This is a genomic window from Epibacterium sp. Ofav1-8, assembly GCF_022348185.1.
Taxonomy (GTDB): Bacteria; Pseudomonadota; Alphaproteobacteria; order Rhodobacterales; family Rhodobacteraceae; genus Epibacterium.
Window position 1 is genome coordinate 26,167 of sequence record NZ_JAKRFD010000009.1, and the last position, 26,215, is coordinate 52,381.

A 26,215-nucleotide genomic window follows, 5' to 3' on the forward strand; every position below is an offset into this window, starting at 1 on the left:
TCGGGTTACTCTGCCTCCGCCGCGATGATGCGGCAGCCGGTGGCCGCGCATCTGTCGCGAATGTCGGCGCTGAGCGGGGCGTTGGTCACCACCACCTCATACTCCCAGACATGTCCCATTCTGCACGGCAGATCGCGTCCGAACTTGGCACTGTCGACCACAAGGATCCGCTCCCGCGCGCATTCGGTGATCGATTGTCGCGCCACGATTTCTGCCGCATTGTAATCCAGCACCTCGCCCCCCTCGGAGAGCCCCCCACAACTGAAGATCGCCTGCTCCATCCGGAAGCGGCTGAAAAACCCGGCACTCGCGGCCCCGATCAGGTCGAGATCCCGCAGGCGCACGGTGCCCCCAGCCAGTTCAACCACCGCACCCGGGGCATTTTGCAGCGCATGAACCGCGTGAATGCTGTTGGTCGCCACAAACAGGTTCTGGCGGATCGCCAGCATACGGGCGCATTGCTCGACCGTGGTTCCGGTGCCAAGCGCCACCCGGGCGCCGTCCTTGACCAGGTTCTTCACCGCCAGCGCAATCTGCTGCTTTTCCAGCCGCGAGGCACCGACCCGCGGCAGATAGGCGATGTTCTCCGATTGTTGGCGCAACCGCACCGCCCCGTTGCGACGCTGAACCAGCGCCGCGGCGTCAAGATCCCTCAAATCAGCGCGAATCGTCTGAACGGACACCCCGAGCTGCGCGGCGAGATCACGCGCCGACAGTTCTTGGTTTTCGGTGAGAAGGGCAATTATGCGATCCCGGCGGATGTTCAGATCATCCCGCTTCATTGGCTTTCCTTCGAAAGTTTATTGACATCCATCGAATCTACTCACCCGAGGCTATGCTGCCAAGAAAAATTGCGAATATAAGGAATATTGTCACATTATGTTTGCATAGCTCCGAAATAAGGCACCCACCGAAACATTTCGTTCGAAAGCCACAACTTGGGGAACTGCAATGAAATCCATCGTTACCGCCGCAGCCTTTGCCTGCTTTGCCTCCGCCAGCTTTGCCGACACCCTGACGCTCTACACATCCCAGCCCAATGCGGATGCGCAAAAGACCGTTGATGCCTTCATGGCCGCCAATCCCGGCACAGAAGTGGAATGGATCCGGGACGGGACAACCAAACTGATCGCCCGGCTGCGTGCTGAAATCGAAGCCGGCAACCCGCAACCCGACGTGCTTCTGATCGCCGATACCGTGACGCTGGAAGGCATGGCGCAGGAAGGCCTGCTGACCGCCTATAAATCGCCGGAAGCAGATGCCTATGACCCCGCCCTGCACAGCGCCGAGGGATATTATCACTCCACCAAGCTGATCACGACGGGCATCGTCTACAACACCGGTGCCGAAAAAGCGCCGGCCTCCTGGTCGGATCTTAACGACGCGGCCCTCAAGGGGCAGGTTGCCATGCCTTCGCCGCTCTACTCGGGTGCCGCGCTGATCCACCTGGCAACGCTGACCGGTGACGACAAGCTGGGCTGGGACTACTACAGCGATCTGGCCGAGAACGACGCCCGCGCCCAGGGTGGCAATGGCGGCACCTTCAAGGCAGTGGCCGCGGGTGAAAAACCCTACGGTGTGGTGGTGGATTTCCTCGCCATCCGCAACAAGGCCGAAGGCTCGCCGGTCGAATTCGTCTTTCCCGAAGAAGGCGTCTCCTATGTGACGGAGCCGGTGGCCATCATGTCCTCCGCCAAGAATGTCGAGGCCGCGCAGTCCTTTGTGGACTTCGTCCTGAGTGAAGCCGGCCAGGACCTGGTGCTGGACATGGGCTATATCCCAGCCCGGAACGATATGGGCGTACCGGCAGGCTTCCCCGCGCGCGACTCCATCAAGCTGATGGACTTCGACCCGGCAGAAGCGCTGAAGAACGCCGAAGCCAACAAAGAGAAATTCGCAGAGATCTTTGGCGTCAACTAATGCAGCCGAACAAGACCCATGGAGGCAGCCGATCCGAGGATCGGCTGCTTTACGTCGCTCTGCTGATCGCCATCACGGTCACCCTCGCCCCGGTGCTGCGACTGTTTGCCGAAGGCATCACGGTGGACGGGCGTGCCAGCCTTGCACTCGTGTCCGAGATCTGGGCACGGGACAACACCCAGACGGCACTGCTCCATTCGCTGGTGACCGCGGGCCTCGGCACGTTGGTGTCGGTGGTCATCGGCAGCCTGTTTGCCTTTCTGGTGGCGCTTACGGACCTGCGGGCAAAGGCGACACTGGTGTTCTGCCTGATGATCCCGATGATGATCCCGCCGCAGATCACCGCCCTGTCCTGGACCCAGATCGTGGGACCGTCCTCGGTTCTGCTCAAGACCTTGGGCATTGCGCCACCTCTGGGCGCACCGCAACCGCTCTACTCCCCTGCCGGAATCATCGCGCTGCTGGGCATCCAGCATACGTCGATCGTGTTCCTGACCCTGCGTGCCGGGCTGCGCTCCATTCCGCAGGAAGCCGTCGAGGCCGCCCGCATCAGCGGTGCGCGGGGGCTGCGCCTGTGGCGGCAGATCATCCTGCCCTTGTGCCTGCCCAGCCTTGCCGCAGGCACCGCGATTACATTCGTGACCGCGCTTGGCAATTTCGGCATTCCCGCGATGCTGGGCATTCCGGCCGGGTATTCCACCCTGCCCACACTGATCTATCAGAAGCTTGCCGGCCTCGGCACATCTGTCCTGGCCGAGGTCGCCGCCCTGGCGATGCTGATCGGCCTTGTCGCGATCTGCGGTATCCTGCTGCACCGGTTCTTCCGCTCGCGCCAGACCGTGCATCTGGTTGGGTCCGCCAGCCGGCCACTTGCCATTCCCCTGGGCCGCGCGCGGCTGCCGATCGAGGCGGCCCTATGGCTGTTTGTCTGCGCCATCCTGGTGCTGCCGATGTCGGGCCTGCTGGCGACCTCGCTGGTGCCTGCCTATGGCGTGCCGCTGAGCCTGGACACCCTGACGCTGTCCTCCTGGGGAGAAGTCCTGTTCCGCCAGCCGGTCACCTCCCGTGCCTTTGTCAATTCCTTTGCGCTGTCGCTTGGCGCGGCGCTTGTCCTGATGGCACTCTGCCTGCCGCTGGCCTGGATGATGGAGCGGCGCCCCTCGCGACTGGGGCGCTTCTTTGACAGTCTTGTCGACCTGCCCTACGCCCTGCCCGGTGTCGTGCTGGCGATCGCCATGATCCTTCTGTTGATCAAGCTCCCCTTCACCGAGGCCACACTCTACGGCACGATCTGGATCATTTTCCTTGCCTATCTGGCCCGGTTCATGACGGTGATGTTCCGCCCCATTCAGGCCAGTTTCCGCCAGCTTGACCCCGCGATGAACGAAGCGGCGCAATCGGTCGGCGCAACGCTCTGGCAGCGCCTGCGCTCCATCATCCTGCCCCTGTCCGCGCCCTCTGCGGCGGCAGGTGCAATCCTGCTCTTTCTCACCGCCTTCAATGAACTGACGGTTTCCGCGCTTCTGTGGTCTTCGGGAACCGAAACGCTGGGGGTGATGATCTTCAATCTCGATGACAGTGGCGAGACCGTCATGGCCTCGGCCCTCGCCATGACAATTGTCCTGGTGGTGATGGTGTTGATGGGTGTTGTCCAGCTCGCCTCCCGCCGCCTGCCCAAAGGAGTCGTCCCATGGCAGACATAACGCTGACCTCAGTCGAAAAACGCTTTGACGGTGTCCCGGCGCTCGCCTCGATCACCGCCTCGATCACGGATGGAGAGTTCGTCGCCCTGCTGGGGCCTTCGGGCTGTGGCAAGTCCACGTTGTTGCGGCTGCTGGCGGGGTTTGAGCATCCCGACGCAGGTGCGATCTCGATTGGCGCAACCGAGGTGTCCAATGCGCGGACCCATCATTCCCTGCCACCCGAAGCCCGCAACATCGGCTTTGTGTTCCAGTCCTACGCCCTCTGGCCCCATATGACCGTGCGGCGCAACGTCTCCTACCCTCTGGAGGTGCGCGGCGCGTCCAGAGCGGATCGCAACCGGGAGACCGATACAGCGCTTGCGGCCACCGGGTTGACGTCCTTTGGTGATCGCATGCCGGCGGAACTCTCCGGCGGTCAACGACAGCGGGTGGCGCTGGCCCGCTGCCTGGTTTCCGCCCCGGACGCGGTGCTGCTCGACGAGCCGTTGGCGAACCTCGATGTGGCGCTGCGGGCGTCGATGCAGGACGTGTTCTGCGACTTTCACCGCCGCACCGGCGCGACAATGGTCTACGTGACCCATGACCAGTCCGAGGCCATGGCCATGGCGGATCGGATTGCCGTGATGTCCGACGGTCGCATAGCCCAGTTCGACACGCCCGAGGCGCTCTACAAGCGCCCGCGCAGCCGCTTTGTCGCAGGCTTTGTCGGCGAAGGCACGGTTCTGCCGATCGACGACATCGCGCACTCGGGCCCCCGGACCGAGGCGCATCTGCTCGGGGCGCGGGTGGCTGTCGAAACCGATACCGACCGGCCGAACCTGATCTGCCTGCGCCCGGAGAATATCACCCTCTCCGAAACAGGTGACCTGCGGTCCCGCGTGACCCGCAGCACCTACCTGGGCGGTCGCTACCGGCTCAACCTGGAAACACCGGATGGCGCCCAGCTGCTCGCGGAAAGCCGCGAACGATATGCCGAAGGGGCGCAACTGGGGGTGTCACTGCGTAGCCCATGGGCGTTTTCGGAGGCATAAATGAACGAAGTCAAAGTCCTGTCGGGGATCGGCGACAAAGGCCCCGCCTGCATGCGATTGACGGTCGGGGGCAAGGTCTGGCTTCTGGATTGTGGGCACGGTCCGGAGGCCAACGCACATTTTGATCCGGCCTGGCTGGAGGGCGCGGATGCGGTCTTCATCACGCATGACCATATCGATCACATCGGCGGTGCCGCCTACGCGGTCGAAGCCAACCTGCCGATCTACACCACGATGCAGACGGCCAAGGCGCTGCCGCCCGCCGCCGAAGTCCGCCCGTTGCCCGAACGGGGCGTGACCGAGATCGACGGCATCCGCCTGACCACCGGCCGCAACGGGCATGCGCTAGGTGGCGTCTGGATGCATTTCGATATTGGCGATGGCCTGTTCTATTCTGGCGACTGGTCCGAGGAATCCCAATGGTTCGCCTTCGACATCCCGCCACCCGCCGCAACCGCGATACTGGATTGCTCCTATCATCTGGACCCGATCACCCAGGCGGAGCGCTTTGCGGCGCTCGATGCGCTGATCGACCGCCTGCCCGGACAGATCCTGCTCCCGGTGCCCCCCTCCGGCCGCGCCGGTGAAATGGCCCTGCATCTGGTTGATCGCTTTGGTCTGGAGGCGGTGGTGCTGGACCCTGAATGCCGCACTGCCCTGCGTTCCGCGCTGGCCAGCGATGGCCTCAGCCCGCGTGCACAGGCCATCGCTCCGCTGTTGCACGCAAGCGATCACGACTACGGGCGCTTCCTGATCTGCGACACTCCGAATGCGGATGGTGGCGCGGCCTGGGGATATGCCCGGGCCTGGCGCGAAAGCGGGCGCCTGGGACAGGATGCGCATGTGGTGTTTACCGGGCATATGACCGCACATGCGCGTGGCATCTGTTCGGTGCCCGGCGGGCACTTCCAACGGTGGAATGTACATCCGCCCTTTGGGGATCAGATCAAGATGCTCCAGCGCCTCAAGGCGAAACGCTTCGCCCCGGCCTTCTGCCCCCGCCCCGAAGAGTATCTGATCGAGGACGGTCTTGGAGCAGAGATTTTTATGCATGAAAGCATCGCGCTATGACCAACCGACTGCCGCAGAGATCGCTCTGCCTGATCCGCCATGGAGAGACCAGCGCAAACCGGGACGGGATAATCGCCGGGCGTCTGGATGTCCCTCTGACAGACACCGGCCGGAGGCAGGCCCGCGATTTGCGTCTGGTGACCTGGGACACGCCGATTGCGGTGTTTTCCAGCCCGATGGCGCGCGCGCAGGAGACCTGCCGTCTGGGCTTCCCCGATCAGGCGTTTTTGGTGAACGCCGATCTGCGGGAACGCGACTGGGGCGTTTTTGAAGGGCGGCCGCTGTCCGAACAGCCGCCCCGAGACTCTCATCCCCCACAAGGGGAACGCTGGCCGGACATGATCGACCGCGTTGCAACGGCGATCGCCACCTGCTGCGCCGAGGCCGGAGAGCGACTGCCCGTCATTGTCTGCCATTCCGGCGTCATCCGGGCCCTGCGCATTCTATCGGGCCAGGGTTCACACTCCCCCCGCCCCGCCAACGCCATCCCCATCCATTTCACATGGACCGGCACCGCCCATCAGGAGATCCAACATGCCAGCTGACCCCGCAACCCCTTGTGTCGTTTTTGATGTGGACGGGACCCTTGCAACCTTTGATGCAGCGACCCTCGGCCCGCTGGTGCACGGTGACGTGAAGGACTGGGATCGCTTTCACGCGGCGATGGCAGATGCCAAGGTGATCGCACCTGTGGGACACCTCCTACGGCGCCTGAAACAGGCCGGAGAAACCATTGTGATCTGCTCCGGGCGGCCAGAGGGATGGTCGACCGAAACCGAAGGCTGGCTGACGCGAAACAACCTGGATTTCGACGCGATCTATCTACGGCCGGAGGCGCAAGATGCGGCCAGTGACCCGGAGGTAAAACGTCACCTGCTCGCCCGGATGCGCGCCGACGGGTATGAACCCTGGATCGTCATCGATGACCGCCGTTCGGTTGTCGACACCTGGCGCGAAGCAGGGCTGATCTGCCTGCAATGTGCGCCGGGCGAATTCTAGGATCGCAGCTCTGCCGGTCCGGAGGCATCGGCGGCGCGCACTGCGCCGCCTGCCATTGCTATTCGGCAGCGATCCCGGCCGTGGCACTCGGTCGGTAGTTCAGCACAGGTGCGAGCCAGCGCTCGACCTCGGAGACCTCCATGCCCTTTCGATCCGCGTAGTCCACCACCTGATCGCGCTCGACCTTGGCGACGCCAAAGTAATAGGCGTCGGGATGCCCGATATAGAGGCCGGACACCGAAGAGCCCGGCCACATCGCCATGCTCTCGGTCAGCGTGACGCCGGTGCTCGCCTCCGCTTCCAGCAGTTCAAAGAGCCTGCGCTTTTCGGTGTGGTCAGGCTGGGCCGGGTAGCCCGGCGCCGGACGGATGCCATCATAGGGCTCGGCAATCAGCTCCTGCGGGCCGAAACTCTCCTCCGGCGCGTACCCCCAGTGATCGCGCCGCACCTGCTGGTGCAGCATCTCGGCCATGGCCTCGGCAAACCGGTCGGCCAGCGCCTTGACCATGATCGCGCCATAGTCGTCTCCCGCTTTCTCGAACCGCTCCGCAATGGCGATTTCCTCGGGGCCCGCCGTGACCACGAAGCCGCCAACCCAATCCGGCACCCCTTCTGGCGCTACAAAATCGCTCAGCGCCAGATTGGGGCTATCCTTGCGCTTGGAGGTCTGCTGACGCAGCGTGTGCAAGGTCGCTAGCGGAGCAGAGCGATCCTTGTCCGCAAACAGCCGAATGTCATCTCCGATGGAATTTGCAGGCCAGAACCCGATGACGGCACGCGGCGCGAACCATTTTTCATCAATGATCCGGGCCAACATCTCCTGCGCATCGGCAAAGAGGCTGCGCGCCGCCTCGCCGTATTTCTCGTGATCCAGAATGCGCGGATAGACGCCTTTCAACTCCCAGGTCTGGAAAAACGGCGTCCAATCAATGAACCGCGCAATCTCTGCCAGATCCCATCCGTCGATCACCTTGGCACCGGTGAAACCGGGTTCGGTTGCGGTATAGCTGCCCCAGTCCACCTGAAACGCATTTGCGCGCGCCGCCGCCAGCGGCAACCTCTGCTTGGCCCGCTCGGCGCGCTCGTGCCGTTCGGCCACTTCGGAATACTCGGTGCGGATGCCCTCGATATAGGGCTGTTTCTGCGTCTTGCTCAGGAGCGCGGACACCACGCCCACCGCCCGGCTGGCGTCGGTGACATAGATCGCCTGGCTCTTGTTGTAGGCGGGCGCGATCTTCACCGCGGTATGCACCTTCGAGGTGGTCGCGCCACCAATCAGCAAGGGCACGTCGAAATCCTCGCGCTCCAATTCGCTGGCCAGATGCACCATCTCATCCAGTGACGGGGTGATCAGACCGGACAGGCCGATGATGTCGACATCCTGTGCGCGTGCCTCTTCGAGGATCTTCTGCGGCGGGACCATCACGCCCAGGTCGATGATTTCGTAATTGTTGCAGGCCAGAACGACGCCGACGATGTTCTTGCCGATGTCGTGCACATCGCCCTTTACCGTGGCCATCAGGACGCGCCCGGCGCTTTCGCGCTGACCCTCCTTCTCGGCCTCCATGTAGGGCAGCAGCACCGCGACCGCCTGCTTCATCACCCGCGCAGATTTCACCACCTGCGGCAGGAACATCTTGCCATCGCCGAACAGGTCGCCGACCACATTCATGCCCGCCATCAGCGGCCCCTCGATCACATCGAGCGGTTTGTCCGCCGCCAGTCGCGCCGCCTCGGTGTCCTCTTCGACAAACTCAGTGATCCCGTTGACCAGCGCATGCTCGAGCCGCTTTTCCACTGGCCACTCGCGCCACGCCAGATCGCGTTTTTTCTCTTCGCGTCCAGCGCCCCGATACCGTTCGGCAATATCCAGCAGGTTTTCGGTCGCAGTGGCGCCGTTCGCCGGAGCCCGGTTCAGAACCACATCCTCGCAGGCGTCGCGCAGCTCCGGGTCGATCTGATCGTAGACCGCCAACTGTCCGGCGTTGACGATCCCCATGTCCATACCGGCCATGATCGCGTGATACAGAAACACCGCATGCATCGCCTCGCGCACCGGTTCATTGCCGCGGAAGCTGAACGACAGGTTCGACACCCCACCAGAAACGTGACAATGCGGCAGGTTCGCCCGGATCCAGCGTGTCGCCTCGATGAAATCGACGCCGTAGTTGTCATGCTCCTCGATCCCCGTCGCCACCGCGAACACATTGGGATCAAAGATGATGTCTTCGGGCGGAAAGCCGACCTCCTCGGTCAGGATCCGATAGGCGCGGGCACAGATCTCCGTCTTGCGCGCGAAAGTATCCGCCTGCCCGCTCTCGTCAAAGGCCATGACGACAACCGCCGCCCCATAGGCCAGACACAGGCCGGCGTGGTGGCGAAACGCCTCCTCGCCCTCCTTGAGGCTGATGGAGTTCACCACCGATTTGCCCTGCACACATTGCAGGCCGGCCTCGATCACCTCCCATTTGGAGCTGTCGATCATCACCGGCACCCGGGCGATGTCCGGCTCTGCCGCAACAAGGTTGAGGAACTCCACCATCGCCTGTTTTGAATCGATCAGGCCCTCGTCCATGTTGACGTCGATGATCTGGGCGCCGTTCTCCACCTGGTCCCGCGCAACATCAAGCGCCGTGGCATAATCGCGGTTGGTGATCAGCTTGCGAAACTTGGCCGAGCCGGTGACATTTGTGCGTTCTCCCACATTCACGAAGGGAATATCGCGTGTGAGAACAAAGGGTTCCAGCCCCGACAGGCGCAGCAGAGGTTCGGTCATTGCGTGTCTCCCTTCACCGTGCGCGGGGGATATTTCGCCACATGGTCGGCAATGGCACGTATGTGGTCCGGCGTGGTGCCGCAGCAGCCGCCCGCCACGTTGATCAGCCCCTCGCGCGCAAAGACCTCGACCAGCGCGGCGGTCTCATCCGGGGTTTCGTCATATTGCCCAAAGGCATTGGGCAGGCCCGCATTCGGATAGGCACAGATGCGTGTCTCCGCGACACCGGAAAGCTCTGCCAGATGCGGGCGCATGGCATCCGCGCCGAGCGCGCAGTTCAGCCCCACCGTAAAGGGCCGCGCGTGCTGCACCGAATGCCAGAACGCGGTGGGCGTCTGCCCGGAGAGCGTGCGACCCGAGGCATCCGTGATGGTGCCGGAAATCATGATCGGCAGCCGTTTGCCCACCTTTGCAAAGCTCTCGAAGGCGGCAAAGATCGCCGCCTTGGCGTTGAGCGTATCAAAGATGGTCTCGATCAGGATGAGGTCCGATCCGCCTGCGATCAGCCCGTCGATCTGCTGGCCATAGGCCATGCGCAGGTCGTCGAAACTCACCGCGCGATAGCCGGGATCGTTGACATCCGGGCTGATCGACGCGGTGCGGTTGGTCGGCCCCACCGCCCCGGCGACATAGCGCGGTCGCCCGTCGATCGCCTCCGCCCGGTCCGCCGCGCGCCGCGCCACCTGCGCACCGGCCACATTGAGGTCGTGCACAGCACTTTCCAGCCCGTAATCCGCCTGCGCGATGGTGGTGGAGGAAAAAGTGTTGGTCTCCAGGATGTCGGCGCCAGCAAGGGCGAACTCCAGCTGGATGTCCTCCACCGCCTGTGGCTGGGTCAGCACCAGCAGGTCGTTATTGCCCTTTTGCGGATGATCCGAGGGATGATGACGGCACCCGGGCCCATGGATATGTCCGCCGCCGGTAAAATCCTCTTCGGTCATGTTCAGGGTCTGGATCATCGTCCCCATCGCGCCGTCCAGAATGAGTATTCTGTCGCGCGCGGCGGCGGCAATGGCTTTGAAACTGTCCGAGGTCGAGAGAGAAAAGTTGATCATACCGGTCCTGTCATACTGCGCGCCCTTGGTACTGAAGACGCCCAACTCAAATCAACCTCATTATATTGCACACAAACATGATCATTATTCATGTTCATGCTGTGTCTATGGGTTCCGGTGATTGGGTTGACAGTCGCCAAGCCCGCCGGATGCCGACGGTACAGCGGCGCAGGTCCAGCGGTCCTTGTCGCCAGCATCTGACAGGCTACAATAGCCATCCCAAACGCGGAACGAAGGTGGGAGCATTCAGTGACCAAGCATATGAACCTCGTGAAGCTCTCTGTTGGTTCCGAGAGCGTCGAGGACCTGATCGGCTGGCAAGCGATCTATGCCAAACGCTGGCAAGACGGGCTGCCGCGCCATGTGACCCGCATGTGGCCCAAACGGGAGCCCGAAATCCTGAACGGCGGGTCAATCTATTGGGTTATCAAAGGATTGGTCCAATGCCGCCAACGCATTCTGCGGATGGATGAAGTCTATGGCGAGGACGAAATCCGACGGTGTGCGATCGTTCTTGAACCAGACATCCACCGGACACATACCGCGCCCAAACGCCCCTTTCAGGGCTGGCGCTATCTGAAACCCGAGGACACACCGGCAGACCTGCCCGAAGGGCGCGAAAGCGAAGAGCCGTTGCCTGCGGAACTCTCTCAGGCATTGGCTGAAATCGGTGTGGTTTGACGCCGAAGAAAAATAGGGGCTTTGCCCCTCCTGGCCTGATGGCCAGTTCACCCCAGGATATTTCAAGTTAGAAGAACCAAAAGGCCGCGATCTCCGCGGCCCTTCCTCTTCTAACCCAAATATCCCGGAGCGCGAGGCAGAGCCTCGCATCAGCCATTAGTTATCAATCTTAACCATTAGCGTCTTGAGCGCAGATTTTTCCTCAGACGTGCATTTCGCCATCCGGCTGCGCCACAGCGTTGCCTGGCTGCGCAGCACCAGGCCATCCGACAGGATTTTCAGGTGATTGGCGCGCAGGGTCTCTCCGGTCGAGGTGATATCGGCCACCATTTCGGCGGTCTCGTTTTTCACCGTGCCTTCGGTTGCGCCCTGACTGTCGATCAGCTGGTAATCCGCAACGCCCGCATCCGCGAGGAACTCACGAATGAGACGGTGATATTTTGTTGCGATCCGCAATCTGTGGCCATGGGTACGTCGGAACGCGGCGGCAACGGCATCGAGATCTTCGAGCGTGTCCACGTCAATCCAGAACTGCGGCACCGCGAGGATCAGGTCGGCCTCGCCAAAGCCCATCGGCTCCAGCTCCTCCACCTGCTGCTCCCAACGCGGCAGTTTTTCATGTACCAAATCGGTGCCGGTCACGCCTAGGTGAATACGGCCCGCCGCCAGCTCACGCGGGATTTCACCCGCCGACAGCAGCACCAGATCCACGCCCTCGACGCCCTCGACCGCACCTGCGTATTCGCGATCAGATCCGGTACGCGACAGGGTGATGCCGCGTTTTGCAAACCAGTCGAAGGTCTTCTCCATCAGCCGCCCCTTGGACGGCACGCCCAGCTTGATGCTCATGACTGTGCCTCCCCTTCGAGCGTCAGGATCAGGTCGGGGCGGATCACACCGCCGACTGCGGGAATTTCATCCCCCTGCCCCAGATATCGCGTCAGCGCGTCATAACGCCCGCCCGTTGCGATGGGGGGCAGGTCCGGACGGCGTTCAGCGTAAAAGCCAAACACAAAGCCGTCGTAGTACTCCATAGAGGTGCGGCCATACGAGGCCTCGAAATCAAGCTGATCAATCGCGATCCCGCGCGCCTTCATCGCGGATGTGCGGGCCTCCAGTCGATCCAGGGCCGGCAGGATCGCCGGCAGATCGACCGCAATGTCGCGCATCTGTTCCAGCGCATAAGGCACCGTTTCCCGCACCGCGAGCAAGGCCTCCAGCGCTTCCATCTCATGTTCAGAGATCGGCGGCGCTGCCGCATCCGCCCGCAGGGTGTCTACCCGCGCATCAATCTCGGCAGCGCGGCGTTTGCCGATCTCCGGTGCGGTGCCGGTCAGCGGACCTGTGGTCGACAATAGTTTCTTGCGGCTCTCGGACATTGGGGTACGCCCGGCAAAGCGGTCCAAGAGCGCGCGGAACCGGCGCGGACGCCAGATATGCCGCCGCAGCGCCGCTTTGCGCACCTCCGTGGTGTTGAGCCCCTCGACCGCAGCCAGGAGGATCCCAATATCACCGGTTGCCACACGCAATTCCAATCCGCGCAATTGCAGTTGAAACAGCGCAAAGACCTCGGCATCCGCGTCCGCTGGGTCGGTGCGGTCAAAGACCTCATAGCCGACCTGCACAAATTCATTGGCCCGGTCCGGGTCGTGTTCCTGGCGACGAAACACCTGCCCCGCATAGGTATAGCGTGCAGGCTCCGCACCGCCCTTCATGTGCATCTGCACCATTGGCAAGGTGAAATCCGGGCGCAGCATCTGCTCGCCCCGCAGCGCATCTGAGGTCACGTAGGCGCGCGCACGGATATCCTCGCCATAGAGATCCAACAGGATATCAGCAGGTTGCAACAGCGGCGGGTCGACGACAACGCCGCCCGCAACCTCAAAGCGCTGACGCAACAGCGCCGCGCGGGCTTCGATCTGGGAACGGTTGGGCATGTTCAGCCCTCCTGATCTTTGGCTTGGTTGGCGAGAATGTCACGCACCTTCGCGACCAACTCCGTGCGGGGCACTTCGAACTGGCTCGGGCGTTCTTTCCACTCTTCCAAGGTGGCGCTTTCAGCGATCTTGGCACCGAGGATCAGATCCTTGATCTGGATCACACCGCGGTCCTTTTCATCGCCACCTTCGATCACAGCCACAGGCGAATGGCGTTTGTCCGCGTATTTCAACTGGTTGCCAAAGTTCTTGGGGTTGCCAAGATAGACCTCGGCGCGGATGCCCGCCTGACGCAGTTCGCCGACCATGGCCTGATAGTCGGCCATGCGGTCGCGGTCCATCACCGTCACCACCACCGGGCCGGTGGGGGTCGCGGCCAGGCGGCCCTTTTCGCGCAGCGCCGCCAGCAGACGGTCAACCCCGATGGACAGACCCACCGCAGGCACCTCTTGGCCAGTGAAGCGTTTCACCAGGCCATCATAGCGCCCACCGCCCGCAACCGAGCCGAATTGGCGCTTGCGGCCCTTCTCATCAAAGATTTCAAAGGTTAGCTCGGCCTCGAACACCGGACCGGTGTAATAGCCAAGACCGCGCACGATCGACGGGTCGATCAGGATGCGATCATCGCCATAGCCCGCAGCGGCAAAGAGCGCGCCCATCAGTTCCAGCTCGGCAACGCCCTCTTGGCCGACCTTGCTGTCGCCCACGGCGGCGCGCAGGTTCGTCATGGTCTCTGCCACGGTGTCGCCCTTGGACGTCAGGAACGCAAGCACAGGTTCTGCCTGCTGGTCCTCGAGCCCCACACCGTCGATATAAGCGCCGGAGGCATCCAGCCGCCCCTTGCCCAGCAGCTCGCGCACACCGCTCTCGCCCACCTTGTCGAACTTGTCGATGGTGCGCAGGACGTCGTCGCGCTTGGGATCCTCCTCGGCAAGGCCCATCGCCTCCAGCACACCGTTCAGAACCTTGCGGTTGTTGACGCGCACCAGATAGTCGCCACGCGGAATGCCGACCTTTTCGAGCGTATCCGACAGCATCATGCAGATCTCTGCATCCGCCGCCATGGAGGCCGTGCCAACCGTATCCGCATCGCATTGATAGAACTGGCGATAGCGACCCGGGCCGGGTTTTTCATTGCGCCACACAGGCCCCATCGCAAAACGACGATAGGGGTTGGGCAGATCGTTGCGATGCTGTGCGTAAACACGCGCCAAGGGGGCGGTCAGGTCATAGCGCAGCGCCATCCAGTCGCCCGGCTTGCCCTCGGGGTCGTTCTCGTCGGCCTCTTGCCACGCAAAAACGCCTGCGTTCGGGCGATCCACGTCGGGCAGGAACTTGCCCAGCGCCTCGACCGTTTCCACGGCAGAGGATTCGAGCGCCTCGAAGCCGTAATGATGGTAAACCTCCGCAATGGTGGCCAGCATATGCGTGCGCTGGGTCACCTCTTCGCCGAAATAGTCACGGAATCCTTTGGGCGTAATTGCCTTGGGACGGGGCTGTTTCTTGGCTTTGGCCATTGTGGCCTCCTTGCGGGTGGTTTCTCGCGCTTGCGTCTAGCCCAAGGGGCCTCAGTGAGCAAGGTGCGACGCCCTGCGCACGCCCCATGGACGCCTGCCCGCGCCCGCGTTACATCAGTCCGCAACACAGGAGGCATGCCCCATGCAACATCTCGAAGAACAGATCGCCTATCTGACCCGCACCGTCGATGAGCTGAACGAGATCGTGACCAGCCAGCAGTCGGACATCGACCTCCTGAAGCGGCGCGTGCAGATGCTGATAGAGCGCGAGGCCCAGCGCGAGGCCGAAGGCACCGGCGGCGCGGTCTTTGGCGACGAACGCCCTCCGCACTACTAGGCGCCGCCACACGCATGCGATTGCCGGGTTCAGACGCGGGCGCATGTGGTCTGGCGGCTGTTCCGTCGTCACCTCACCCGCGATAGCGCTTGCGTCGATGCATAAAGTTTGGACAAGATTTTCTACAAATTCACCTGACTGCTGAAACGCGACGCGCAAGGAGACATGATCCATGGTGCCACTTGTTAAAACTCTTCTGTCCCTCTCCCTCGTGGCGAGCCTGCCCGCTGCGGCATTTGCCGACCCAAAGCCGCGCAATGCACGTCCGGCGCCCGTTGATAAAGTCATCGGCGCCTACGCGGGCAAAACCGATCTCTGGGAACAGGATTGCGGTGGGGGCATCTACTTCTCGCCCAACAATCAGGTCCGCGCCTGGTGCGCCGAAAACAGCGAAAACATGGCTGCCGGAACCTGGACGGTGAGCGCAGATGGCACCCTGTGCCAGAACCTGACCTGGTATTATCCCCAAGGCAACGCTGCGGGCAGTTCGGCAGCAGAACCCCTTTGCATTCAACACGTTGTGAATGGCTGGGGCGTCATGTACCGCAGCTGGCCGGGCTCTACCGAATGGTGGCCGGTGACCAGTGCGACCAGCACGCTGAAACGCGGTTATGTGTTCCAATCCGACGTCGACACGGCCAAGAACAAACTCGGCCTCTGAGGTCGAACGAACACAAGACCACGGGGGTGCGGTTGTCCGGGTCGGAGCCGCGCCCCTGTTTTGTTTGACCCGCAGCCTTGCCGGGTTCCAGGCCGGTTCAGGCTGATGCGGTAGGGGCGATGCTGAGGCGCCGCGCATCGTGACCTATCATTACCTCCCGGTGGCTGCGGTGCCACGCCCCTGCATCGCGACGCGGCCTCCTGCGCAGGATTTAATTGATTCTTCGCCCGTTCGGACGCGCAAGGCCCGCGCAACAATTCAAGCACCAAACCCCGACCGTCGACGCATCACGAACAATCACGCGGCGGGCGCAAACAGGGCCGCACTTATCGGCTGGCTCGCGCGCGCTCAGATTTCCTCGACATCCATTACCCCCTCAAGGCTCTTGAGCGCGCCTTTGATCTGAGGGTTGATCGGGAACATCTGCCCCAGTTCCATCTCCACATCGCCGGGCAGGTTCGGGTCTTGCAGATAGACGTAGATCTCGCCGGGACTGGCATTCTTGGCGGCTTTCTTGGCGTCTTCGAGCACGGTTGCCACGGTTGCCACCGCCGATGCGCTCTCCAGGTAGACGCGCAGGCTCGACCGCCCGGCATCGGCAATGGCGGAATCCACCGGCCCGGCAGAGCGCATCAACAGCTTGAGCTGGTCGCTCTCCATGGTGGCCTCTGCCGTGATCACCACCTTGGAGCCGGTTTCCAGAAATTCGCGACTTTTCTCCAATACGTCCGAGAAAATCGTAACCTCATAGGCCCCGGTGGTGTCGGAGAGCTGCGCAAAGGCAAAGCGGTTGCCGCGTGCGGATTTACGCTCCTGCCGGCCTGCCACGACGCCCGCCATCTTGGCCATGAAGGGGCCGCGCTCGGCCTTGGCCATGACCTCGTCCAGGGTCATCACGTCCTTGCGTTTCAGCGCTGGCATATAGTCATCCAGCGGGTGCCCCGTCAGATAAAAACCAACCGCCTTGAATTCCTCGCTCAGGCGTTCGGCGGGCAACCAATCGGGCACCCCCGCCATACGTGGTTCGGGCAGGTCATCGCCGGCCTCGCCAAACAGCGACACCTGGTTGGAGTTCTTCTGCTCCTGAATGGCGGCGGAATATTGCACCAGCCCCTCAAGGCTCTCGAACACACGGCGGCGGTTGCTGTCCAGCACGTCAAAGGCCCCGGCCCGTGCGAGCATCTCCAGCGGGCGCTTACCCACACGCTTCAGGTCGACGCGGCGGGCAAAGTCGTAGAGGGTGACAAACGGCTGATCGCCCCGCGCTGTCACGATCAGGTTCATGGCATCAACGCCCACATTCTTGAGCGCGCCCAGCGCGTAGATCAGCTCCCCATCAACCACGTCAAAGGTCGCAAGCGAGCGGTTGATGTCCGGCGCCACATACGGCAGCTGAAGCCCCTTCTTCACTTCCTCGAAATAGATCGCGAGCTTTTCCGTCAGATGGATGTCGCAGTTCATGACGCCCGCCATGAACTCCACCGGGTGGTTCGCCTTCAGCCACGCGGTTTGATAGGACACCACCGCATAGGCGGCCGCGTGGGATTTGTTGAAACCGTAGTTGGCGAATTTCTCCAGAAGGTCAAAAACCTCCGAGGCCTTTTTCTTGTCGACGCCGTTCTCCGCCGCGCCTTTTTCAAATTTCGGGCGCTCGGCGTCCATCGCCTCCTTGATCTTCTTACCCATCGCACGGCGCAGCAGGTCCGCACCGCCAAGGCTGTAGCCCGCCATGACCTGCGCGATCTGCATCACCTGTTCCTGATAGACGATAATGCCTTGAGTTTCCTCAAGGATGTGGTCGATCAGCGGATGCACAGAGGTGATCTTGCGCTGGCCGTTCTTGACCTCGCAGTAGACCGGGATGTTTTCCATCGGGCCGGGACGATAAAGCGCCACCAGCGCCACGATGTCCTCGATACAGGTGGGTTTCATGCGCTTGAGCGCATCCATCATGCCGGTGGATTCCACCTGGAACACCGCCACCGTCTTGGCCCGGGAATAAAGGTCGTAGGTGACCTTGTCGTCCAGCGGAATGGCGTTGATGTGGTTCTCGGCGCCCTCTGCGGGTTCATAGAGCTGCGCCCCTTCGGCATTCACATGCAGGGGCCGCCCCGATTTGAAAATCAGCTGCATGGCGTTCTGGATCACCGTCAGCGTCTTCAGACCGAGAAAGTCGAATTTCACCAGACCGGCCTGTTCGACCCACTTCATGTTGAACTGGGTCGCCGGCATGTCCGAGCGCGGATCCTGATAGAGCGGCACCAGCGCATCCAGCGGCCGGTCGCCGATCACCACCCCCGCCGCGTGGGTGGAGGCATTGCGCAACAGCCCCTCCACCTGCTGGCCATAGGTCAGCAGTCGGTTCACCACCGGCTCGTTGCGCGCCTCCTCTGCCAGTCGCGGCTCGTCCTGCAAGGCCTTCTCGATCGAGACCGGCTTCACCCCCTCGACCGGGATCATCTTCGACAGCCGGTCCACCTGGCCAAAGGGCATCTGCAACACACGGCCGATGTCGCGCACCGCCGCCTTGGACAACAGCGCCCCAAAGGTGATGATCTGCCCGACCTTGTCGCGGCCGTATTTCTGCTGCACGTAACGGATCACCTCCTCGCGGCGGTCCATGCAGAAGTCGATGTCGAAGTCGGGCATCGAAACCCGTTCGGGGTTGAGGAAGCGCTCGAACAGCAAACTGTAGCGCAGCGGATCAAGGTCGGTAATGGTCAGCGCATAGGCCACCAATGAACCCGCACCAGACCCCCGCCCCGGTCCCACCGGAATGCCCTGTTCCTTGCCCCATTTGATAAAGTCCGCAACGATCAGGAAATAGCCGGGAAATCCCATGCCCTCGATGATGTTCAGTTCGAAATCGAGCCGTTCCTGGTATTTCTCCACCGGTACCGCATGGGGAATGACCGCCAGACGGTCCTTCAAGCCTTCATTGGCTTGCCGGCGCAGCTCGACCACCTCGTCATCTGCGAACTTCGGCAGGATGGGATCCCGGCGATAGGCCATGAAGGCGCAACGCTGGGCGATTTCCACGGTGTTCTCGATCGCCTCCGGCAGATCGGCAAACAGCGCGATCATCTCTTCCTGGCTCTTGAAATAATGCTGCGCAGTCAGGCGGCGGCGGGGTTCGGCCTGATCCACATAGGCGCCTTCGGCGATGCAGATCAGCGCGTCATGCGCCTCATACATCTCGGTCTTGGGGAAATAGACGTCATTGGTCGCGACCAGCGGCAGATCCATCGCATAGGCCATCTCCACATGGCCACGCTCGGTCAGGGTTTCCGCCTCGGGTTGCCCGTCCTCGCCGGGGTGGCGCTGCAACTCCACATAGAGGCGATCCGGGAACATGGTCTTGAGCCGCGCCATCAGGGCCTCGGCGGCGGGGCGTTGCCCCTGCTGAAGCAGCTTGCCCACCGGACCATCCGGCCCCCCCGTCAGACAGATCAAGCCGCCGGAATTGATCTCCAGCTCCTCAAGCGACACCTGCGGCAGTTGCCCCCCCTTGTCCACATAGAGACAGGAGGACAGCTTCATCAGATGTTCATAGCCGGTCTCATTCTGAGCGAGCAGCACCACCGGCGCAGGTGACTTGGGTTTGTCGCCCGGCTCGCTCTTCTCGAAGGTCAGATCCACCTGGCAGCCGATGATCGGCTGGATGCCGGCGCCGGACAGCGTCACGGAAAATTCCAACGCCGCAAACATCGAATTGGTGTCCGTCACCGCGATGGCCGGCATCTGGTTGGCCTTGCACAGATCCGGCAGTTTTTTCAGCCGCACGGCCCCCTCCAGAAGAGAGTATTCGGTATGGGTGCGCAGGTGAATGAATCGAGGAGAAGCTGTCATGACCGGACCCTACCCCCGGGCGCCCGGCTGGAAAAGATCTGATCTGTGACGCCCGCCTCCGGTCAATGGCAAGATGCATGCCTGCAATCTCACCCCCCGGGCCAAGCCGCCTCGAACGCCCAAAAGACCAGCACTTATATTATGGATTTTTTTGAAACTCTTTAGCCTCAAACCGCGATTCACCGTAGCGCCGGGGGCGTAAAATTGTTACAAATCAGTCAGTAACTGCGCAATCTGTGCAATGCCGTGATCCTGTGGCGCACCACGCGCGGGGCGATGCCTGCGACCATAAGTCTTGCTTTGGCAGGCGGCGCCTCACAAGCTGAGTGCAACAACAGGACAATCATCCCGCGCGCTTTCTACGTCGCATCGAAGGTCGCGCAGCAGGGGACAACAGGGTACCGCGACGGGCTTTTCAAGATGACGATTACCTTTCATCTCAACGGTGAAGAGGTCTCGCTTCCAGAACCCCAGCCAACAACAACGCTCTTGGACTGGCTGCGCGAGGACCGTGGTCTCACCGGCACCAAGGAAGGCTGCAACGAGGGCGATTGCGGCGCGTGCACCGTGATGGTCACCGACCAAAGCGGTGCCAGAGCGCTGAACGCCTGCATCCTGTTCCTGCCGCAACTCCACGGCAAATCCATACGCACGGTCGAAGGGGTCGCCCATCCGGATGGCACCCTGCATCCGGTGCAACAGGCAATGGTCGATCTCCACGGCAGCCAATGCGGTTTTTGCACCCCGGGCTTCGTCATGTCGATGGTCACCGCCCATACCAACGGTGCCACCGATCATGACGACCAGCTCGCCGGCAACCTCTGCCGCTGCACCGGCTATGCCCCGATCATCCGCGCCGCCGAAGCCGCCCAAAACTCCCCTGTGCCGGAGCATATCAGGCAGGAGTCATCCTTCATCTTCTCAGAAATATCTCGGGGGGAGGTCGCAGACCGGGGGGCAGAGTCCCCCTCCGACATCCCTGTGGCAGCGCCCCCTTCTACCTTGCGTCCCAGATCTTCGGATGAGCTGGCCGCGACCTATGCCGCCCGCCCCGATGCCACGCTGATCGCCGGGGCTACCGATGTCGGGCTTTGGGTCACCAAGCAATTGCGCGATCTGGATGATGTGATCTTCCTTGATGGCTGTACGGATCTGAAGGACATCACCGTCACAGAAACAGAGGTCCGCATCGGGGCAATGGCGGATATGAACTGTGTCCGCGCCGCCCTTGAGCCGCTCCATGCCTCCTACGCCGAGATGATCCGCCGCTACGCCAGCCAGCAGGTCCGCGCCGCTGCGACCATCGGCGGCAATATCGCCAATGGCTCTCCCATCGGGGACAACCCGCCTGCCCTCATCGCATTGCGCGCCACATTGCACCTGCGCCACGCAGACACCCGCCGTGCCATCCCGCTGCAGGACTTCTTTCTCGACTACGGCAAACAGGACCGCGCCCCGGGGGAGTTTGTCGAGGCCGTGAGCTTTGCGCGCCAACCCGACAGCCTTCGGATCTATAAACTCTCCAAACGCTTCGATCAGGATATATCTGCGGTGCTGGGCGCGTTCAATGTCACCGTGGTCAATGGCAGCGTGACCGCAGCCGCCATCGCCTTTGGCGGCATGGCAGGCATCCCGAAGCGCGCCACGCATGTGGAGGCCGCCCTGCTCGGCCAGCCGTGGACAGACGCAACGATCAAGGCCGCCAAAGCCGCCTTTGATCAGGATTTCACCCCCATGAGTGACATGCGTGCCTCCGCCGCCTATCGGCTGGACTGCGCCCGCAATATGCTCACGCGCTATTTCACAGATCTGAACGGCGCCTCTGAGCATGTGTTGGAGGTGGACCTATGAGTGTTGCAAAACCCCTGCCCCATGATGCGGCAGCCCTGCATGTGACGGGCCAGGCCCGCTATGTCGATGACATTCCGACACCCAAGGGCACGCTGCATCTGGCCTTTGGCCTTGCGCCGATTGCAAAGGGCACAATCACAGCAGTGGACCTCGCGGAAGTGCGCGCATCTCAAGGTGTTGTCGCGGTGCTGACAGCGGAAGATCTACCGTTCGACAATGACGTCTCACCCTCGGCCCATGACGAGCCGCTGTTGGCCAAGGGAGAGGTGCACTATCTGGGCCAGCCGGTGTTTCTGGTGGTCGCAACCTCCCATCGCGCCGCCCGCATTGCCGCACGCAAGGGCAAGGTAGAATACGCCGAAGAAGAGGCACTGCTGACCCTTGACGCAGCGCTCGCTGCCGACAGCCGCTTCGAGGAAGGCCCGCGCATTTATCAAAAAGGCGACGCCCCTGCTGCCATCGCTTCGGCGACGCATGTGATCGAGGACACTTTCGAGATAGGCGGGCAGGAGCATTTCTACCTCGAAGGTCAGGCCGCGCTGGCGCTGCCACAGGAGGATGGCGGCATGATCGTCAACTCCTCCACCCAACACCCCACCGAAATCCAGCATAAGGTGGCCGAGGCCATTGGCCTGCCGATGCACGCGGTGCGCGTCGAGACCCGGCGTATGGGGGGTGGTTTTGGCGGCAAGGAAAGCCAGGGCAACGCGCTGGCCGTCGCCTGCGCCGTGGCCGCGCGCCTCACCGGCAAAGCCTGTAAGATGCGTTATGACCGCGACGATGACATGACCATCACCGGCAAGCGTCATGCGTTTCGGATTTCATATCGCGCGGGCTTTGATGCTGAGGGGCGCATTGAGGGCATCGCGTTCACGCATCTGGTCAACTGCGGCTGGGCGCAGGATCTGTCGCTGCCGGTGGCGGACCGTGCCATGCTGCATGCCGACAACGCCTATGCGATCCCCGCGATCCGCATCGAGAGCCACCGTTTGAAAACCAACCTGCAAAGCGCCACCGCCTATCGCGGCTTTGGCGGCCCGCAAGGGATGGTCGGGGTCGAACGGGTGATGGACCATGCGGCGCATGTTCTGGGGATTGACCCGGTCGAACTACGGATGCGCAATTACTATGACGCGCCTGATGCGGGAGGCGCTGCCACGGCCTCAATCAAAGGGGGCTCTGCCCCCCGGCCTGCGGCCTCCCCCCGAGATATTTCTGAGAAGATGAAAGACAACACCACGCCCTATGGCATGCCGGTCACCGACTTTGAGCTGCACGAGATGACCACGCAGTTGCTGGAGAGTTCGGACTACGCGGCGCGACGGGCAAAGATCGCGGCCTGGAATGCCAATAATGAGCGCCTGAAGCGTGGGATGGCGTTTTCACCGGTGAAGTTCGGGATTTCCTTCACCCTCACGCATCTCAATCAGGCGGGGGCTTTGGTGCATGTCTACCAGGACGGCTCCATCCATCTCAACCATGGTGGTACCGAGATGGGTCAGGGATTGTTCCAGAAGGTCGCGCAGGTGGCGGCCGCGCGCTTTGGTGTCGATCAGGCGCGCGTAAAGATCACCGCGACCGATACCGCCAAGGTGCCCAATACGTCGGCCACGGCGGCCTCTTCGGGGTCGGATCTGAACGGCATGGCGGTGAAGGCCGCCTGCGACACCATTCGCGACCGCATGGCGGCGCATTTGGCAGAGGTGCATCAGCAACCGATCTCTGCGGTCGTGTTTGAGGGGGACAAGGTCAGGATCGGCTCTGAGGAGATCAGTTTCGAGGCGGCGGCGATGCTGTGTTACACGGGCCGCGTCAGCCTGTCGGCAACAGGATTTTACAAAACCCCCTCGCTGGAGTGGGACCGGATCAAGGGCGCGGGGCGGCCGTTTTTCTATTTTGCCTATGGGGCGGCGGTCACGGAGGTCGTCGTGGACAGGCTAACCGGTGAAAACCGCATCCTGCGCACGGATATTCTGCATGATGCGGGGGCGTCGCTGAACCCGGCGCTGGATATTGGTCAGGTGGAAGGCGCCTATGTGCAGGGCGCAGGTTGGCTCACCACCGAGGAACTGGTCTGGGACGACAAAGGGCGGCTCAGGACGCATGCGCCGTCGACCTACAAGATCCCGGCCTGCTCTGACCGGCCCGATGTGTTTAATGTGGCATTGTATGATGGGCAGAACCGCGAAGACACCATTTATCGCTCCAAGGCGGTGGGGGAGCCGCCTTTTATGCTGGGGATTTCCGCCTGGCTTGCGCTCTCGGATGCTATTGCGGCCTGTGGCGATGCCTATCCGCACCTGAATGCGCCGGCCACGGCGGAGGAGATCTGGCGTGCACTTGGGACACAGCGCGATGGGGTTTGATGTCGACGCCCTCAGGGCCGCCGTCGCGGCCCATGGCCGTGTCATCCGTGTTGTGGTGGCCGAGGTCAGAGGCTCTGCCCCGCGCGAGGTTGGGGCGGCGATGCTGGTCTGGAGCGGCGGGCAATCTAGCACCATCGGTGGTGGCGCGCTGGAGTTCGAGGCAGCAGAGGCCGCCCGGCGTCTGGACGTGCCCCGCAGGCTGTCAACGCATTCGCTCGGACCCGATCTGGGGCAGTGCTGTGGTGGGTCCGTGACCTTGCTGAACGAGGTCTACACGCAGGAAGATCTGGAGCGGCTTCAGGGCGATGTCATCGCTCGGCCGGTGCGCCCGGAGCCGCAACCCCTCGCGGTAACACGGATTCTGAACAATGCCCGCGCCCAGGGCCAGCGCCCCAAACCGCAGTTGATCGCAGGCTGGATGGTGGAACCCGTGGCCCGCGCGACGCAACCGCTGTGGATCTGGGGGGCCGGGCATGTGGGGCGCGCGCTGGTCGGGATGCTGGCGCCGCTGCCGGACTTCGACATCACCTGGGTTGATGTTCTGCGCTCAAAATACCCGGAAGAGATCCCGGCAGGCGTCACCGCCCTGCCGGCCCGCGAACCGGATCGGTTGGTTCCGCACGCGCCCTCTGATGCCCATCATCTGATCCTGACCTATTCCCATCAGCTGGATCTGGCGCTATGCCATCGGCTCTTGGGGCATGGATTTGGCTTTGCCGGGGTGATCGGGTCCAAGACCAAATGGGCACGGTTCCGAAACCGGCTTGCCGCGCTGGGACATGGGCCGGAGCAGATTGCGCGGCTCACCTGCCCGATCGGCCTGCCCGAACTGGGCAAACACCCGCAGGCCATCGCCATCGGCGTGGCCGCAGAACTCATGGCGCTCTCGCAGCGTTCGGATTTGAAAAAGGAGCATAGCGCGTGAGCACGCCTCCCCTTCTGACCATCGAGGGCCTCACCAAGGCCTACCCTGGCGTGGTGGCCAATGACCATGTCTCCTTTACCATCGGCGAGGGCGAGGTGCATGCGCTCCTGGGTGAAAATGGCGCGGGCAAATCGACACTCGTCAAGATGATCTATGGGCTTGTGAAGCCTGACAGTGGCCGGATGACCCTGCGCGGTGCGGCTTATGAGCCTGCCGAGCCCCGTCAGGCGCGCGCCGACGGCATCGCGATGGTGTTCCAGCATTTCTCGCTGTTTGACGCGCTGAATGTGGCGGAAAACATCGCGCTGGGGATGGAAAATCCACCCGCCCTGCGTGATCTGGCCGCCCGTATCCGCGAGGTTTCCGAGGCGTATGGCCTGCCGCTCGACCCGTTCCGCACCGTCGGTGATCTGTCGGCGGGCGAACGTCAGCGGGTGGAGATCATCCGCTGCCTGCTGCAAGATCCGAAGCTCCTGATTATGGACGAGCCCACATCGGTTCTGACGCCACAAGAGGTGGAGATCCTGTTCGAGACCCTGAAGAAGCTGAAGAGCGAGGGCACGTCGATCCTGTATATCTCTCACAAACTCGAAGAGATCCGCGCGCTTTGCGATCACGCGACCATCCTGCGATTGGGCAAAAACGTGGGCGAATGTGTGCCGCGCGACACCTCGGCCCGCGACATGGCGGAGCTGATGGTGGGTACCGCTCTCAAGACGCCCGAACGCGGCGCACGGGAGTTTGGCGATGTGGCCCTGGACATCTCGGGCCTGTCGGTGCCTGCGCCTTCGGCCTTTGGCACCACATTGAAGAACGTGCATCTGGCCGTTCGGCGGGGCGAGATCCTTGGTATCGGCGGTGTTGCGGGCAACGGTCAGGATGAACTTTTAGCGGTGATGTCGGGCGAGGTCACTTGCGCCCGCGATGCGGTGAAATTTGATGGCAAGCCGATTGGTCACATGGGGCCGACGGCACGCCGCGCGCTTGGCGTGCTGACCGCCCCGGAGGAACGTCTGGGCCACGCGGCCGCGCCTGATATGAGCCTGACGGAAAATGCGCTTCTGACCGGATCGGTGCGCGAGGGGCTGGACAACAACGGCTTTCTCAAATGGGGCGCAACCAGGACCTTTGCCGAGAAGATCATCAAGGCGTTTGATGTGCGCACTCCGGGGCCGGAGAATGCAGCGCGTTCTCTCTCTGGTGGCAATTTGCAGAAATTCGTCATTGGCCGCGAGGTGTTGCAACGCCCGGAAGTGCTGGTGGTGAACCAGCCCACATGGGGTGTGGATGCGGCGGCGGCGGCAGCGATCCGGCAGGCCTTGCTCGATCTGGCGGCAAATGGCGCGGCAGTGATCTGCATCAGTCAGGATCTCGATGAGCTGATGGAAATCTCCGACAATTTTGCCGCCCTCAACGAGGGGCGTCTGTCCGCCCCGCGCCCCACGGCGGAGCTGACGGTGGATGAGATTGGCCTGATGATGGGCGGTGCCCATGGCATGGAAGTGGCGCATGTGTAGGATCCTCAGCACAAATGTC

At 62.5% G+C, this 26,215-nt stretch carries 20 protein-coding genes; 13 read left to right on the plus strand and 7 right to left on the minus strand.

Features of this window, described 5'->3' with window-relative positions:
* Positions 1-5: 5 nt before the first annotated feature.
* Positions 6-782, minus strand: a complete 777-nt coding sequence (locus tag MHM97_RS14795; protein ID WP_239323145.1) for a DeoR/GlpR family DNA-binding transcription regulator — start codon at positions 780-782, stop codon at positions 6-8.
* Between the two features lie 169 nt (positions 783-951).
* Between MHM97_RS14795 and MHM97_RS14800 the strand changes: the two genes are divergently transcribed.
* The 6 genes from MHM97_RS14800 to MHM97_RS14825 are packed head-to-tail and all read left to right on the plus strand — an operon-like array spanning position 952 to position 6,724.
* Entirely contained in the window at positions 952-1,920 is a 969-nt protein-coding gene (locus tag MHM97_RS14800; RefSeq protein WP_239323146.1) for an ABC transporter substrate-binding protein, read from the plus strand.
* Positions 1,920-3,623 carry an ABC transporter permease gene (locus MHM97_RS14805; protein ID WP_239323147.1) on the plus strand — a complete coding sequence of 568 codons (1,704 nt, stop codon included), beginning with the start codon at positions 1,920-1,922 and terminating at the stop codon, positions 3,621-3,623. Before MHM97_RS14800 ends, MHM97_RS14805 begins: the two co-directional genes overlap by 1 nt.
* Positions 3,611-4,654, plus strand: a complete 1,044-nt coding sequence (locus tag MHM97_RS14810) for an ABC transporter ATP-binding protein (RefSeq protein ID WP_239323148.1) — start codon at positions 3,611-3,613, stop codon at positions 4,652-4,654. Before MHM97_RS14805 ends, MHM97_RS14810 begins: the two co-directional genes overlap by 13 nt.
* Positions 4,655-5,725, plus strand: coding sequence for an MBL fold metallo-hydrolase (locus MHM97_RS14815; RefSeq protein WP_239323149.1), 1,071 nt, complete (start codon positions 4,655-4,657; stop codon positions 5,723-5,725).
* Entirely contained in the window at positions 5,722-6,270 is a 549-nt protein-coding gene (locus MHM97_RS14820; RefSeq protein ID WP_239323150.1) for a histidine phosphatase family protein, read from the plus strand. Before MHM97_RS14815 ends, MHM97_RS14820 begins: the two co-directional genes overlap by 4 nt.
* Positions 6,260-6,724: a phosphatase domain-containing protein gene (locus MHM97_RS14825; protein WP_239323151.1), complete on the plus strand. Its 465-nt coding sequence runs from the start codon at positions 6,260-6,262 to the stop codon at positions 6,722-6,724. Before MHM97_RS14820 ends, MHM97_RS14825 begins: the two co-directional genes overlap by 11 nt.
* A 58-nt stretch (positions 6,725-6,782) precedes the next feature.
* On the opposite strand, the gene metH is transcribed toward MHM97_RS14825, so the two are convergent.
* Complete coding sequence (gene metH, locus MHM97_RS14830) at positions 6,783-9,500, minus strand: methionine synthase (protein WP_239323152.1); 2,718 nt, start codon at positions 9,498-9,500, stop codon at positions 6,783-6,785.
* Entirely contained in the window at positions 9,497-10,555 is a 1,059-nt protein-coding gene (locus tag MHM97_RS14835) for a homocysteine S-methyltransferase family protein (protein ID WP_239323153.1), read from the minus strand. Before MHM97_RS14835 ends, metH begins: the two co-directional genes overlap by 4 nt.
* Before the next feature lie 261 nt (positions 10,556-10,816).
* On the opposite strand from MHM97_RS14835, the gene MHM97_RS14840 reads away from it, so the two are divergent.
* Positions 10,817-11,236, plus strand: a complete 420-nt coding sequence (locus MHM97_RS14840) for a DUF1489 family protein (RefSeq protein WP_255729742.1) — start codon at positions 10,817-10,819, stop codon at positions 11,234-11,236.
* Between the two features lie 156 nt (positions 11,237-11,392).
* On the opposite strand, the gene hisG is transcribed toward MHM97_RS14840, so the two are convergent.
* From hisG to hisS, 3 genes are read right to left on the minus strand one after another with little or no spacing between them, the layout of a single operon-like run.
* Positions 11,393-12,085 carry an ATP phosphoribosyltransferase gene (gene hisG / locus MHM97_RS14845; protein WP_239323155.1) on the minus strand — a complete coding sequence of 231 codons (693 nt, stop codon included), beginning with the start codon at positions 12,083-12,085 and terminating at the stop codon, positions 11,393-11,395.
* Positions 12,082-13,173, minus strand: a complete 1,092-nt coding sequence (locus MHM97_RS14850) for an ATP phosphoribosyltransferase regulatory subunit (protein ID WP_239323156.1) — start codon at positions 13,171-13,173, stop codon at positions 12,082-12,084. Before MHM97_RS14850 ends, hisG begins: the two co-directional genes overlap by 4 nt.
* Positions 13,174-13,175: 2 nt before the next feature.
* Entirely contained in the window at positions 13,176-14,690 is a 1,515-nt protein-coding gene (hisS, locus tag MHM97_RS14855; RefSeq protein ID WP_239323157.1) for a histidine--tRNA ligase, read from the minus strand.
* 142 nt (positions 14,691-14,832) lie between these two features.
* Here hisS and MHM97_RS14860 point away from each other — a divergent pair, with 142 nt between their 5' ends.
* Both MHM97_RS14860 and MHM97_RS14865 read left to right on the plus strand, forming a co-directional pair.
* A complete protein-coding gene (locus MHM97_RS14860; RefSeq protein WP_239323158.1) occupies positions 14,833-15,027 on the plus strand; it encodes a SlyX family protein in 195 nt (64 codons plus the stop codon).
* Positions 15,028-15,199: 172 nt separating this feature from the next.
* Entirely contained in the window at positions 15,200-15,688 is a 489-nt protein-coding gene (locus MHM97_RS14865) for a DUF995 domain-containing protein (protein WP_239323159.1), read from the plus strand.
* A gap of 348 nt (positions 15,689-16,036) precedes the next feature.
* Here the strand turns inward: MHM97_RS14865 and dnaE are convergent, their stop codons facing one another.
* Positions 16,037-19,537, minus strand: coding sequence for a DNA polymerase III subunit alpha (gene dnaE / locus MHM97_RS14870; RefSeq protein ID WP_239323160.1), 3,501 nt, complete (start codon positions 19,535-19,537; stop codon positions 16,037-16,039).
* A gap of 420 nt (positions 19,538-19,957) precedes the next feature.
* On the opposite strand from dnaE, the gene xdhA reads away from it, so the two are divergent.
* The 4 genes from xdhA to MHM97_RS14890 are packed head-to-tail and all read left to right on the plus strand — an operon-like array spanning position 19,958 to position 26,196.
* The gene (gene xdhA / locus MHM97_RS14875) at positions 19,958-21,388 is read left to right on the plus strand and encodes a xanthine dehydrogenase small subunit (RefSeq protein ID WP_239323161.1); all 1,431 of its coding nucleotides are present in this window, start codon (positions 19,958-19,960) and stop codon (positions 21,386-21,388) included.
* Positions 21,385-23,754 (plus strand): xanthine dehydrogenase molybdopterin binding subunit, encoded by a 2,370-nt coding sequence (gene xdhB / locus MHM97_RS14880; protein WP_239323162.1) that lies wholly within the window; start codon positions 21,385-21,387, stop codon positions 23,752-23,754. The genes xdhA and xdhB overlap by 4 nt, the downstream gene beginning before the upstream one ends.
* A complete protein-coding gene (xdhC, locus tag MHM97_RS14885) occupies positions 23,744-24,679 on the plus strand; it encodes a xanthine dehydrogenase accessory protein XdhC (RefSeq protein WP_239323312.1) in 936 nt (311 codons plus the stop codon). Before xdhB ends, xdhC begins: the two co-directional genes overlap by 11 nt.
* Positions 24,676-26,196, plus strand: coding sequence for an ABC transporter ATP-binding protein (locus MHM97_RS14890; RefSeq protein ID WP_239323163.1), 1,521 nt, complete (start codon positions 24,676-24,678; stop codon positions 26,194-26,196). The genes xdhC and MHM97_RS14890 overlap by 4 nt, the downstream gene beginning before the upstream one ends.
* Positions 26,197-26,215: the final 19 nt, after the last annotated feature.